General features: G+C 59.1%; 14 protein-coding genes. 5 read left to right on the top strand and 9 right to left on the bottom strand.

What is annotated here, in order from left to right; all coding sequences use genetic code 11:
* Positions 1 to 6: 6 nt before the first annotated feature.
* Genes KUW67_RS07655 through KUW67_RS07625 form a run of 7 tightly spaced genes read right to left on the bottom strand, consistent with a single transcriptional unit; the run spans position 7 to position 4,079 of the window.
* Complete coding sequence (locus KUW67_RS07655) at positions 7 to 318, bottom strand: heavy metal-binding domain-containing protein (protein WP_224824705.1); 312 nt, start codon at positions 316 to 318, stop codon at positions 7 to 9.
* Positions 315 to 488, bottom strand: a complete 174-nt coding sequence (locus tag KUW67_RS07650) for a hypothetical protein (RefSeq protein WP_224824704.1) — start codon at positions 486 to 488, stop codon at positions 315 to 317. The genes KUW67_RS07655 and KUW67_RS07650 overlap by 4 nt, the downstream gene beginning before the upstream one ends.
* Before the next feature lies 1 nt (position 489).
* Positions 490 to 711, bottom strand: a complete 222-nt coding sequence (locus KUW67_RS07645; protein WP_224824703.1) for a hypothetical protein — start codon at positions 709 to 711, stop codon at positions 490 to 492.
* Positions 708 to 983, bottom strand: coding sequence for a hypothetical protein (locus tag KUW67_RS07640; RefSeq protein WP_224824702.1), 276 nt, complete (start codon positions 981 to 983; stop codon positions 708 to 710). Before KUW67_RS07640 ends, KUW67_RS07645 begins: the two co-directional genes overlap by 4 nt.
* A 32-nt stretch (positions 984 to 1,015) precedes the next feature.
* Positions 1,016 to 2,527, bottom strand: a complete 1,512-nt coding sequence (sufB, locus tag KUW67_RS07635) for a Fe-S cluster assembly protein SufB (protein WP_224824701.1) — start codon at positions 2,525 to 2,527, stop codon at positions 1,016 to 1,018.
* A 45-nt stretch (positions 2,528 to 2,572) separates the two neighbouring features.
* On the bottom strand, positions 2,573 to 3,616 hold the full coding sequence (locus tag KUW67_RS07630) for an aminotransferase class V-fold PLP-dependent enzyme (protein ID WP_224824700.1): 1,044 nt from the start codon (positions 3,614 to 3,616) through the stop codon (positions 2,573 to 2,575).
* A gap of 4 nt (positions 3,617 to 3,620) precedes the next feature.
* The gene (locus KUW67_RS07625) at positions 3,621 to 4,079 is read right to left on the bottom strand and encodes an Rrf2 family transcriptional regulator (RefSeq protein WP_224824699.1); all 459 of its coding nucleotides are present in this window, start codon (positions 4,077 to 4,079) and stop codon (positions 3,621 to 3,623) included.
* Positions 4,080 to 4,258: 179 nt separating this feature from the next.
* Here KUW67_RS07625 and KUW67_RS07620 point away from each other — a divergent pair, with 179 nt between their 5' ends.
* From KUW67_RS07620 to typA, 5 genes are all read left to right on the top strand, one after another.
* Entirely contained in the window at positions 4,259 to 4,912 is a 654-nt protein-coding gene (locus KUW67_RS07620) for an alpha/beta hydrolase (RefSeq protein ID WP_224824698.1), read from the top strand.
* The gene (locus tag KUW67_RS07615; protein ID WP_224824697.1) at positions 4,909 to 5,490 is read left to right on the top strand and encodes an HD family hydrolase; all 582 of its coding nucleotides are present in this window, start codon (positions 4,909 to 4,911) and stop codon (positions 5,488 to 5,490) included. The genes KUW67_RS07620 and KUW67_RS07615 overlap by 4 nt, the downstream gene beginning before the upstream one ends.
* Before the next feature lie 40 nt (positions 5,491 to 5,530).
* Positions 5,531 to 6,739, top strand: coding sequence for an NADP-dependent isocitrate dehydrogenase (locus KUW67_RS07610; protein WP_224824696.1), 1,209 nt, complete (start codon positions 5,531 to 5,533; stop codon positions 6,737 to 6,739).
* 95 nt (positions 6,740 to 6,834) lie between these two features.
* A complete protein-coding gene (locus KUW67_RS07605; RefSeq protein ID WP_370634928.1) occupies positions 6,835 to 7,410 on the top strand; it encodes a YitT family protein in 576 nt (191 codons plus the stop codon).
* Positions 7,411 to 7,509: 99 nt separating this feature from the next.
* A complete protein-coding gene (gene typA / locus KUW67_RS07600; protein WP_224824694.1) occupies positions 7,510 to 9,324 on the top strand; it encodes a translational GTPase TypA in 1,815 nt (604 codons plus the stop codon).
* A gap of 33 nt (positions 9,325 to 9,357) precedes the next feature.
* Here typA and KUW67_RS07595 read toward each other — a convergent pair whose 3' ends face one another.
* Entirely contained in the window at positions 9,358 to 9,645 is a 288-nt protein-coding gene (locus KUW67_RS07595; RefSeq protein ID WP_224824693.1) for a DUF1330 domain-containing protein, read from the bottom strand.
* Position 9,646: 1 nt separating this feature from the next.
* Positions 9,647 to 12,304, bottom strand: coding sequence for an alanine--tRNA ligase (gene alaS, locus KUW67_RS07590; RefSeq protein WP_224824692.1), 2,658 nt, complete (start codon positions 12,302 to 12,304; stop codon positions 9,647 to 9,649).
* Positions 12,305 to 12,411 lie beyond the last annotated feature (107 nt).

Below are 12,411 nucleotides of genomic sequence, written 5' to 3'. Positions count from 1 at the left end.
CGCTCCTTAGACGGTGACAGCAGTGCCGGAGGCCGACACCATCAACATCGAATTTCCAACAACTTCATAATCCAGATCGACACCCACCACGGCGTTGGCACCCTTTTCGCGGGCGCGGTCTTCCAGTTCTGCAAGGGCCGTGTCGCGAGCGTCTTGCAGCTTGCTTTCATAAACGCCCGAGCGACCGCCCACGATATCGGTGATCGACGCGAAAACATCGCGGACCACGTTGGCGCCCATGATCGCTTCGCCCACGACGATGCCGTGATAGCTGGCGATGGGCTTGCCTTCGATTGTGTTCGTCGTTGTGACGATCATTTCTTACTCCATAGGATTGAGGCCAGCAGGCTGCCCAGAAACCCCGATACTCCGCTGACGAGCAAAACCGCCAGACCTGAAAACTCCACCGCAATCAGCTGGATGCCGTAGGCAAATGCGGCGCAAAAGCCCCCTGTTGTGAGGGCGGATATAAATGCTGCGCGGCCCATCTCATCCCACCTTGCGGCGTCTCACCAAGGCCCCCGCGACCATCAAGCCGACGACCCCCATCGCGATCCCGAAAACACATGCGGCCAGAAAGCCGATCTGCCCCAAAAGCTGCATGAAGACAGCCCCGGCGGTCAGCACGAAGCCTAGCACCAGCGCCACCGCAAGGCCGAGCAGCTTATAACCCAGCGGTGCAGTTAGCCCGTCTTGCAGCAGCCGGCTCATTCGGACGGCCCTTCTTGGCGGGCCGCATTTTTGACCACGTCCAGCAACCGCACTGTCAAAGCGCCCCAGCACAGGAAAAGCACAAACCCGATCAACAGCTCGCACCGCTCCGCAAAACCTGCAAGAAACCAGCCATCGGCAACCATTTCCGCCACGATCTCGTCGTGCGACATCGCGATCAAAAACACGATCAGATGCGCCAGAATCAGCAACGTCACACGCCGGGTATCCGGGTCCATCCGCGAGGGATGGCCGAAGCGCGGCGGAAGCACGTTTGGCTTCTTATTGCTGACGGCCGCCGCCATTAACCAACAGAGCCTTCCAGCGAAATCGCGACAAGGGCTTGGGCTTCCATCGCAAACTCCATCGGCAGGGCTTGCAGCACTTCCTTACAGAAACCGTTGACCACCAAAGCGACCGCCTCTTCCTCGTCCATGCCACGCGAGCGGCAGTAGAACATCTGGTCGTCATCCACCTTGGATGTCGTCGCCTCGTGCTCCACGCGAGAGGAATTGTTCTTCACCTCGATATACGGCACCGTATGCGCCCCGCATTTATCGCCGATCAAAAGGCTGTCACATTGGGTATAATTGCGGCTGTCCTTGGCTTTCGGGTGCATCGAGACAAGGCCGCGATAGGTGTTCTGCGCCTTGCCTGCGCTGATGCCTTTCGAGACAATCCGCGACTTGGTGTTCTTGCCCAGATGCACCATCTTCGTGCCGGTATCGGCCTGCTGATAGTTGTTGGCGATCGCGATCGAATAGAACTCCCCTTGCGTATCATCACCGCGCAGGATGCAGGACGGATATTTCCACGTCACGGCCGATCCGGTTTCGACCTGCGTCCACATCACCTTGGCACGGTCGCCACGGCAATCGGCGCGTTTGGTCACGAAATTATAGATACCGCCTTTGCCGTTCTCGTCACCGGGGTACCAGTTCTGAACGGTGGAGTATTTCACCTCGGCGTCTTCTTCGATGATGATCTCGACCACTGCCGCGTGCAGCTGTGCGATATCGCGCTGGGGGGCCGTGCAGCCTTCCAGATAGGACACATAAGAGCCCTTGTCCGCGATGATCAACGTCCGCTCGAACTGGCCGGTGTTTTCGGCGTTGATGCGGAAATACGTGCTCAGCTCCATCGGGCAGCGCACACCGGGCGGCACGTAGACGAAGGATCCGTCCGAGAACACGGCCGAGTTCAGCGTCGCATAGTAGTTGTCGGACACAGGCACGACCGAGCCGAGGTATTTCTTGACCAGTTCAGGATGCTCTTTGATCGCTTCCGAGATGGAGCAGAAGATCACGCCCGCTTTTTTCAGCTCTTCCTGAAAGGTCGTGCCAACAGAAACGGAATCAAAGACCGCATCCACGGCAACCTTACGCTCTTCCTCGGGCATCTCGACACCGGCAAGCATCGCCTGCTCTTTCAGCGGAATGCCCAGCTTTTCGTAAGTCGCCAGCAACTTGGGATCGACCTCGTCCAGGGATTTCGGCTTCTCGACCATGCTTTTCGGACGGGCGTAGTAATACTGGTCCTGAAAGTCGATCTCAGGATAGTCGACCATCGCCCATTTCGGCTCGGTCAGCTTGCCCCAACGCTCGAACGCCTGCAGACGCCATTCGGTCATCCACTCTGGCTCTTCATTCTTCTCAGAGATCAGCTTGACGATATCGGTGTTCAGGCCCTTGGGCGCATATTCCATCTCGATATCGGTGTTCCAGCCGTGCTTGTAGGTGCCGGAAAGTTCCTTGACCGCCTCGACCGTTTCCTGATCGACGCCTTCTTTGACTTCCACATTATCCAACGCAGCCATTCCGGTCTCTCCTCATCTACGCCGCTTGAGGCGCTGTTATCGATGTCACGCGGCTCGCGCGCGAAACTTGTTGTAATGGCGCAGCCAGATCTCGCAGAACCGCTCCACATCGTCCTTTGTCGTCTCCACCCCCAGCGACACGCGGATCGCGCTGCTGGCTGTGGCCTCGTCATATCCCATGGCGCGCAATACGCGGCTGGCGCGGACCTTGCCGCTGGAGCAGGCCGAGCCTGCAGAAATCGCCACACCGGCCAAGTCCATCTGCATCACCTGCGTTTCCCCTTTCCAGCCGGGAACGGCGAAGCAACTGGTGTTTGGAAGGCGACGCGCACCTTTCCCGACAAAAATAGTCGATTTCGCAGACTCTTCTAGAGTTATTTCTAGAATATTTCTAAATTCTTCGATCTGGTCCCATTTTCCAGCCGCCAGATCGCGTGCAGCTACATGAGCTGCGGCCCCGAACCCCGCGATTGCAATGACATTTTCGGTGCCAGAGCGGCGGCCCATCTCTTGTCCTCCACCTTTGATCTGCGCGGCCAAATCCGTGCCGCGCGGCATCACGAGGGCCCCAATTCCCTTTGGACCGCCCAGTTTATGCGCCGAAATCAGCCCCATTCCGACGCCAGACCAATCGAAAGCGAGCGGGATTTTCCCGAACGCCTGAGTCATATCGCTGACCGCAAGGCCCTGCGGCAGGTCCTGCAAGATGCCGGTTTCACTATTGGCCATCTGCAAGGCGGTTTGCTCAGGCGCCGCGACCGAAACTGCGCCCTCCGCGGAAACCGGCAAAGACGGATCAATCCAGGCCGCAACGGCGTCATGCTCGATATCACCGCCGTGGAGGCCCCGCCCGGCACACGCCAATGCCGCAGCTTCGGTGGCCCCGGACGTGAAGACGATATCCGCCGCCATCGCGCCCATCGCCTCGGCAATCTGGCCGCGCGCTTTTTCGACAATGCTTTTCGCGGCACGCCCTTCGGCATGGACGCTGGACGGGTTTCCCACCGCATCCATCGCCGCAATCATCGTGGCGCGCGCCTCGGCCCGCAAAGGCGCGGTGGCGTTATGATCCAAATAGATGCGGGACACGGGCTCAGGTATCGACAATCTCGAACAGGTTCGGCACCGCCGGACAGGGCGTCAGGTCATTGGTGATGACATCCGACAGGCGCGTCTGATGCAGGAACACATAGACATGGGCGCTAAGCCCTTCCCAAAGCCGGTTCGTCATGGATTGCGCCCGGCTGCCCGACAGCGCCCCCGAGGCCCCGGCCCCTTTCTGCATCGCGTCCACCGACTCGTCGACCGCGCTCATGATATCGACCACACGGATCTGCGACGGTTCCCGGCTAAGCCGATACCCACCGCCCGGCCCGCGCACAGACTCGACAAGCTCGGCACGGCGCAGCTTGACGAAAAGCTGCTCAAGATACGGCAGTGAGATATCCTGCCGTTTGCTGATCTCGGCCAGTGTCACAAGATCATCGCCGGGCTGCAGCGCGATATCGGCCAAAGCGACCATGGCGTAGCGCCCTTTCGTGCCAAGTTTCATAGGCCTGCCCCCAAAGTTGATCTGCGCAAATTCATTGACGTTTCACACCTGCCACATTAACTGCACAGCACCGCCGAATGGCCTGCCTGCCGCAATCTTAGAACAATTCTAAGTCTACAGCCAATTCCCGTCAAGCGCCGCGACAGGGCGCAAGGCGCAACAGATAACAAGGGACACCCATGCCCGAAGTGATTTTCCCCGGCCCCGAGGGCCGCCTCGAAGGCCGTTACCACCCCCAAAAGGAAAAAGACGCCCCCATCGCCATCGTGCTGCATCCGCATCCGCAGTTTGGCGGAACGATGAACAATCGTGTGGTGTATAACCTGCACTACGCCTTCTACAATATGGGCTTCACCGTGCTGCGTTTCAATTTCCGCGGCGTGGGGCGGTCGCAGGGCGAATATGATCAGGGCATTGGTGAGCTGTCGGATGCGGCCTCTGCTTTGGACTACCTGCAATCGATGAACAACAACTCCAAGCATTGCTGGGTCGCGGGCTTCTCCTTCGGCGCATGGATCGGGATGCAGTTGCTGATGCGCCGTCCTGAGATTACCGGCTTCATCTCGGTCTCGCCCCCCGCGAATATGTATGACTTCAGCTTTCTGGCGCCCTGCCCCAGTTCTGGCCTGATCATCAACGGCACCGGCGACCGCGTCGCCCCCCCGGCGGATACACATACGCTTGTCAACAAACTGCACGAGCAAAAGGGCATCACGATCACCCATCAGGAACTGGAAGGTGCCGGGCACTTCTTTGAAGACCCGCATATGGACACGATGATCGGTAATGTGACCGATTACGTCCAACGCCGCCTGACAGAAAACACCCGATGAGCGCACGGCTTGAGCAGCAACTGGCCTTTCTGACAGAGGTCGACAAGCTCAAGTCCGTCAACCGTGGCAATATCCTGACCGACCGATCTCGCCCCGAGAACTCGGCAGAGCATAGCTGGCATGTGGCGCTCTTTGCGCTGGTCATGGCAGATCAGGCCGATGCGCGTGTCGATCTCGCCCGCGTCATCCAGATGCTGTTGATTCACGACATTGTCGAGATTGATGCAGGCGATAATCCGATCTTTGATGTGCCTGCCGTCAACGATATCGAAGCCGAAGAGAAGGCCGCCGCGGATCGGCTTTTCGGGATGCTTCCGAAAGATCAGGCCCAGACATTCCGCGCCTTGTGGGATGAATTTGAAGCCGCAGCCACCCCTGACGCAGTCTTCGCCAAAGCCATCGACCGCGCTTTGCCGCCTGTTCTGAACCTCGCCTCGAACGGCGGAACTTGGGCCAAATACAATGTCACCGAGGACCGGGTGGACCAGATGGTCGGCACCAAAGTCGCGCGCGGCGCCCCTGCCCTGTGGGATCATCTAAAAGGTCGCATCCACACCTATTTCCAAAACGCCTCCTAGGCTTCATCTTTGCAAAAATACTCACTCCGTCGGAGATCCCATGTCCAAGATCAAAGTAGAGAACCCTGTCGTTGAACTCGACGGCGACGAGATGACCCGTATCATCTGGGACTTCATCAAAACCAAGCTGATCCTCCCCTATCTCGACATTGATCTGTTGTACTACGATCTGGGGATTGAGGAACGCGACCGCACCAACGACCAGATTACCATTGATGCCGCCGAAAAGATCAAGGAGATCGGCGTTGGCGTCAAATGCGCAACGATCACACCCGATGAACAACGGGTTGAGGAGTTTGGCCTCAAGCAGATGTGGCGCTCTCCCAATGGCACAATCCGCAATATCCTCGGCGGCGTCGTCTTCCGCGCGCCGATCATCTGCAAGAACGTCCCACGCCTCGTGCCCGGCTGGACCCGGCCCATCGTGATCGGGCGGCATGCCTACGGCGATCAATACCGCGCGACGGATATGAAATTCCCCGGCCCCGGTAAGCTGTCGATGAAATTCGTGGGCGAAGACGGGCAAGCGATCGAGCATGAGGTGTTCGACGCCCCCTCCTCGGGCGTCTATATGGGCATGTATAACCTCGACAAAAGCATCGAGGATTTCGCGCGGGCCTCCCTGAATTACGGTTTGAACCTCGGCTGGCCGGTGTATCTCTCGACCAAGAACACGATCCTAAAGCAATATGACGGCCAGTTCCTGCAGATCTTCCAGCGCATCTACGAGGAAGAATTTGAAGCGCAGTTCAAAGAGGCTGGGATCGAATACCAGCACCGCCTGATCGACGACATGGTCGCTTGCGCGATGAAATGGAACGGCGGGTTTGTCTGGGCCACCAAGAACTACGATGGCGACGTGCAATCTGACACGGTCGCGCAGGGTTTCGGCTCGCTGGGTCTGATGACCTCGCAACTGATGACGCCCGACGGCAAAATCGTGGAGGCGGAGGCCGCCCACGGCACCGTCACGCGCCACTACCGCCAGCACCAGAAGGGCGAGGCGACGTCGACCAACTCCATCGCGTCAATTTTTGCGTGGACCGGCGGCCTGAAGCATCGTGCGAAGCTGGACGACAATACCCAACTCACCGCGTTCGCCGAAACCTTGGAAAAGGTCATCGTGGACACGGTCGAAAGCGGTCACATGACCAAGGACCTCGCCCTGCTGGTCGGCCCGGATCAAAGCTGGCTGACGACCGAAGGCTTCCTGGAAAAGATTGACGAGAACCTGAACGCAGCCATGTAAAGAAGGGCTGGTAAGGTCAGCCTTTCTGCCATAAATACGAATTTATGCCAGCACGCGTTCCCTTTCCCGACCCCAAAGCGGTCAGACACAGCCCCTTGGAAGATGCCCAAGGCCTCTCCACGGGCGTGTTTTTCTGCGCTCTGGGGCTGACGATTCTGACCCATCTAGGGCTGATCACCGGGCAGATGGCAGGCATTGCGGTGATCCTCTCCTATTTGACGGGCTATAGCTTCGGGTTGGTATTCCTGCTGATCAACCTTCCGTTTTACTGGCTCGCTTGGACCCGCATGGGCCGCGCGTTCACGCTGAAATCCCTCGGCTGCGTTGCCGCCCTTGCGCTTTTGACCGAACTGATCCCGATGGGTCTGGTCTTTGAGCAGCTGGAGCCTGCACTGGGCGCGCTGATCTTCGGGCTTGTCACCGGCACGGGCCTGTTGGTGATCTTCCGCCATGGCGGCTCCATGGGCGGGCTGGGCGTTGTTGCTCTGCTCATTCAGGATCGCACCAACTTCCCCGCAGGCTGGATGCAATTGGGCGTCGATCTGGTGATCTTCGGCGTAGCCTTCATCCTGTTCCCCGCATCGGTCGTGCTTTATTCGCTGCTGGGGGCTGTGGTGATCAATGTGCTGATCGCGATCAATCATCGCAAAGACCGCTATCTGGGCAGCTAGGGCATTTCAGTCACGCCCACACGGCACACGCCTTTCCCCCTAGCCAATGCTGCATGTGCAGTGTATGCGGCGCGCAACTCCCTTATGAAGGCTGACCCAATGGACCTGCGCAACATCGCAATCATCGCTCACGTGGACCACGGCAAGACGACGCTGGTGGACGAGCTTCTCAAGCAATCCGGCACCTATCGCGAGAACCAGGCGACCACCGAACGCGCCATGGACAGCAACGATCTGGAGCGCGAACGCGGCATCACGATCCTTGCCAAAGCCACTTCGGTTGAGTGGAACAACACCCGCATCAACATCGTCGACACCCCCGGCCACGCCGATTTCGGCGGCGAGGTGGAGCGTATCCTGAGCATGGTCGACGGCGTTGTTTTGCTGGTCGATGCGGCCGAAGGCCCGATGCCCCAGACGAAATTCGTGACCTCCAAAGCGCTGGCCTTGGGTCTGCGCCCGATTGTGGTTCTGAACAAGGTCGACAAGCCCGACGCCGAACCCGACCGCGCGCTGGACGAGGTGTTCGATCTCTTCGCCAACCTCGATGCCAATGAAGAGCAGCTGGATTTCCCCGCGCTCTACGCCTCTGGCCGCAACGGCTGGTGCGACGCTGAACTGGATGGCCCGCGCAAGGACCTCTCTGCGCTCTTTGATCTTGTTGTCGATCACGTCCCCGCGCCCGCGCAAATCCAGCGTCAGGCTGAGCCGTTTACCATGCTCGTCACCACGCTGGGGTCCGACCCGTTCATCGGCCGTCTGCTGACAGGTCGCGTGGAAAGCGGAACGCTGAAAACAGGCGAAACCGTCAAAGCGCTGTCGCGCGAAGGCGACAAGATCGAACAGTTCCGCGTGACCAAGATCATGGCGTTTCGCGGTCTGGCGCAATCGCCCATCGACGTGGCCGAAGCCGGCGATATCGTCAGCCTCGCCGGGATGACCAAAGCCACCGTGGCCGATACGATCTGCGCGCCCGAAGTGGATACGCCGCTCGACGCCCAGCCCATTGACCCACCCACGATCACCGTCACTTTTGGCATCAACGACAGCCCTTTGTCGGGCCGCGACGGCAAGAAGGTCCAATCCCGCGTGATCCGCGAACGTCTGATGAAGGAAGCCGAATCCAACGTCGCCATCCGCATCACCGACACACCGGGCGGCGAAGCCTTCGAAGTGGCCGGGCGCGGCGAATTGCAGATGGGCGTTCTGATCGAAAACATGCGCCGCGAGGGGTTCGAACTGTCAATCTCGCGCCCGCAGGTGCTGTTCCAAGAGATCGACGGTCAGCGCCATGAGCCGATCGAGGAAGTCACGATTGATGTCGATGATGAATATTCCGGCTCGGTCATCGAAAAGATCACTGGCGCGCGCAAAGGCGAGCTGGTCGAGATGAAGCAAAACAGTGGCAAAACCCGCATCATCGCCCATGTCCCGTCGCGCGGCCTGATCGGTTATCACGGCGAGTTTCTGACCGACACGCGCGGCACAGGCGTCCTGAACCGCGTCTTCCACGACTGGGCCCCGCATAAAGGCCCGATCCCCGGCCGTCGCGCAGGCGTGCTGATCTCGATGGAGAACGGGGTGTCCGTGGCCTATGCGATCTTCAATCTTGAGGACCGCGGCAAGTTCTTCATCGGCGCGCAAGAAGACGTCTATCAGGGCATGATTATCGGTGAACACAGCCGCGAAAACGATCTTGAGGTGAACCCGCTCAAGGGCAAGAAGCTGACCAACGTCCGGGCCTCTGGCACCGACGAAAACGTCCGCCTCACGACCCCTGTAAAAATGTCGCTGGAAGAGGCGATTGCCTATATCGACGATGACGAACTGGTCGAAGTGACGCCCAACGCGATCCGCCTGCGCAAGCGCTATCTGGACCCGCATGAGCGCAAGCGCCAAGCCCGCGCAAGCTGATATGAAAAGGGCGCCCGTTGCGGCGCCCTTTACCTATTCCAGTTCTTCAAGGATCATCAGATCCCGTTCGGACGCGCCTTTGGCGTAACTCAACGCCTCTTGATAAGCGTCCGAATGGTAGCAGTCATGAGCCGCCTGAAGGCTTTCGAACCGTGCCACGACATTGCGCGGGCGGTCCCTGCCCTCTAGCTGTTCGTACTTGCCGCCGCGCGCCAGAAACACGCCACCATGCTCAGCAATCGCAACGGTCGCGCGTTTCGCATATTCAGCGTAAGCCGCCTCGTCCGTCACCGTCACATGTGCAATCCACAAAGCACCCATCTTATCCTCCAATGACAGCTTCCGCCGCCTTGATTGCGGCATCTGCGTTGGCGGCGTTCTTACCGCCACCCTGCGCCATGTCAGGCCGGCCACCGCCGCCTTTACCGCCAAGTTCAACCACAGCGGCCTTTACCAGATCGACCGCCGAGACGGTGTCGGTCAGGTCCTTCGTCACACCCGCGGCTACGGCTGCTTTGCCGTCCGCATCCGCAATCAACAACACCGCGCCGCTTTCCAGTTGCGCCTTGTGCTCATCCACGAGCGCAGGCAAATCCTTGCCAGTCACACCAGAAAGCACTTGAGCTATGAACGCCACGCCATTGATATCTTTGGCCTTTACCTCAGCCTGACAACCACCGGACATCGCCAATTCGCGGCGCAACTGAGCGACCTCATTGGCCAGTGCCTTACGCTCGTCCATCAGTGCCTTGACGCGGTCGCCGACCTCCTCAGGCCGTGCCTTGAGCGCCAACGCGACGTCGGACAAACGATGATCCTGATCGCTGAGATAGCGAAACGCCGCCTCTCCAGTCAGCGCTTCGACCCGGCGCACACCCGCACTGGAGGCGCTGTCCCCCAGCGTTACGAAGACACCGATATCGCCGGTTTGCCGCACATGGGTGCCCCCGCAAAGCTCAAGCGAATAGGTCGCCCCGTCGCTGCCTTTGCCCGATCCAACCTCACGCCCCATCGACACGACGCGCACCTCGTCGCCGTACTTCTCACCAAAGAGCGCCTGCGCTCCGAGCTCGCGCGCATCATCGGGCGTCATGATCCGCGTCTCAACCGGCGCGTTCTGACGAATATAGGCATTCACCTCTTCCTCGATGCCCTTCAGTTCAGCGGCTGTCAGCGCCTTGCCATGACTGAAATCGAACCGCAGGCGATCCTCGGCATTCAGCGATCCGCGCTGTGCAACGTGATCGCCAAGCGCCTTGCGCAGCGCTTCATGCAGCAAATGCGTCGCCGAGTGGTTGGCGCGGATCGCGGTGCGGCGACCGTGATCAACCTCCAGTTCCGCGCCCTGCCCTTTGACGACCTCTCCCTCAGCCACTTCACCGATATGAATGAAGACCCCCGCAACTTTGCGCGTATCCGTAATCGTCACGCGACCGGTGTCCGTTTTCAGCACGCCGCTGTCACCAACCTGACCACCGCTCTCTGCATAGAACGGCGTCTGGTTCAGAACGACCTGCACCGATTGACCCGCTTTAGCTGTCTCGACCTCAGCCGCATCCTGCACCAAAGCCACTATCTGACCTTCCGCCACTTCGGTGTCGTAGCCCAGAAAATCCGTTGTCCCGGACGTATCGGCAATATCGAACCATACCGTCGCATCTGCCGTCTCGCCCGAGCCTGACCACGCCGCACGCGCCTTGGCCTTTTGCTCGGCCATGGCGGCATCAAAGCCGTCGGTATCGACCGAACGTCCCTTTTCGCGCAGGGCATCCTGCGTCAAATCCAGCGGGAAGCCGTAGGTATCATAAAGCTTGAAAGCCGCCTCGCCCGGCAACGCCGCCTCTTCTGGCAAGCCGTCCAATTCGTCATCCAGCAAGCGCAGCCCGCGCTCCAATGTTTGTTTGAAACGGGTCTCTTCCAGCTTCAACGTCTCTTCAATCAACGCCTGCGCCTGACCCAATTCAGGATAGGCCGCCCCCATCTGGCCGACCAGCGCAGGGACAAGCCGATACATCAGCGGGTCTTTTACACCCAGCAAATGCGCATGCCGCATCGCGCGCCGCATGATCCGGCGAAGCACATAGCCGCGCCCGTCATTGCTGGGCATCACACCATCAGCAATCAGGAAAGAGGTCGAGCGGAGGTGATCGGCGATCACCCGGTGATGGGTCTTGCCGGGGCCATCCGGATCGGTGGAGGACGCGTTGGCCGATGCCTCGATCAGGCTGCGCATCAGATCCGTCGCGTAATTGTCATTCGTGCCTTGCAACAGCGCCGCGACCCGTTCGATCCCCATCCCCGTATCAATCGACTGATTGGGAAGTGGGTAGCGCGTGCCATCCTCGAACTGCTCATACTGCATGAAGACGAGGTTCCAGATTTCGACAAACCGGTCGCCATCTTCCTCGGGCGAGCCCGGAGGACCGCCCCAGATATGATCGCCGTGATCAAAGAAAATCTCAGAAGACGGGCCACAAGGTCCGGTTGGCCCCATCATCCAGAAATTGTCATCCGTGGCGATGCGAATGATCCGGTCATCGCTGAACCCGGCAACCTTCTTCCAAATATCGGCGGCCTCATCATCATCGTGGTAAACAGTAACGACCAACTTTTCCTTAGGAATATCAAGCTCTTTGGTAATCACGTCCCACGCAAACGGGATCGCCTGGTTCTTGAAATAATCGCCAAACGAAAAGTTGCCCATCATCTCGAAAAACGTGTGGTGCCGCATCGTGTAGCCCACATTGTCGAGGTCATTATGCTTGCCGCCCGCGCGCACGCATTTCTGTGCAGTGGTCGCGCGGGTGTAGTCGCGATGCTCCAACCCGGTAAACAGGTTCTTGAACTGAACCATACCCGAATTGGCGAACATCAAGGTTGGATCGTTGCGCGGCACAAGCGGGCTTGACGGGACGATCCTATGCCCTTGTTTTTCAAAGTAATTCAGAAAGGTCGAACGGATATCATTCAGCGTAGGCATGGGCTTCTTTCGCGGCGGGTCTCGGACCTCCCTGAGATAGCCCTGCTGATGGGGAGTGTCCACAACAAGAAAAGGGCTGGCGCGTGGCCAGCCCTTTCATCATTCAT

Origin of the sequence: Cognatishimia sp. MH4019, assembly GCF_020177595.1 — a bacterium.
GTDB lineage: Bacteria > Pseudomonadota > Alphaproteobacteria > Rhodobacterales > Rhodobacteraceae > JAHTBL01.
Note: the sequence above shows the minus strand (reverse complement) of the source record. Positions and strands in the feature narration are given on the sequence as shown.

Bases quoted from the DNA above. Each gene is read 5' to 3' on its own strand.
- sufB (WP_224824701.1), bottom strand. From the start codon at position 2,527: ATGGCTGCGTTGGATAATGTGGAAGTCAAAGAAGGCGTCGATCAGGAA.
- KUW67_RS07625 (WP_224824699.1), bottom strand. From the start codon at position 4,079: ATGAAACTTGGCACGAAAGGGCGCTACGCCATGGTCGCTTTGGCCGAT.
- typA (WP_224824694.1), top strand. From the start codon at position 7,510: ATGGACCTGCGCAACATCGCAATCATCGCTCACGTGGACCACGGCAAG.
- KUW67_RS07595 (WP_224824693.1), bottom strand. From the start codon at position 9,645: ATGGGTGCTTTGTGGATTGCACATGTGACGGTGACGGACGAGGCGGCT.
- KUW67_RS07645 (WP_224824703.1), bottom strand. From the start codon at position 711: ATGAGCCGGCTGCTGCAAGACGGGCTAACTGCACCGCTGGGTTATAAG.
- KUW67_RS07650 (WP_224824704.1), bottom strand. From the start codon at position 488: ATGGGCCGCGCAGCATTTATATCCGCCCTCACAACAGGGGGCTTTTGC.
- KUW67_RS07620 (WP_224824698.1), top strand. From the start codon at position 4,259: ATGCCCGAAGTGATTTTCCCCGGCCCCGAGGGCCGCCTCGAAGGCCGT.
- KUW67_RS07610 (WP_224824696.1), top strand. From the start codon at position 5,531: ATGTCCAAGATCAAAGTAGAGAACCCTGTCGTTGAACTCGACGGCGAC.
- KUW67_RS07615 (WP_224824697.1), top strand. From the start codon at position 4,909: ATGAGCGCACGGCTTGAGCAGCAACTGGCCTTTCTGACAGAGGTCGAC.
- KUW67_RS07655 (WP_224824705.1), bottom strand. From the start codon at position 318: ATGATCGTCACAACGACGAACACAATCGAAGGCAAGCCCATCGCCAGC.
- alaS (WP_224824692.1), bottom strand. From the start codon at position 12,304: ATGCCTACGCTGAATGATATCCGTTCGACCTTTCTGAATTACTTTGAA.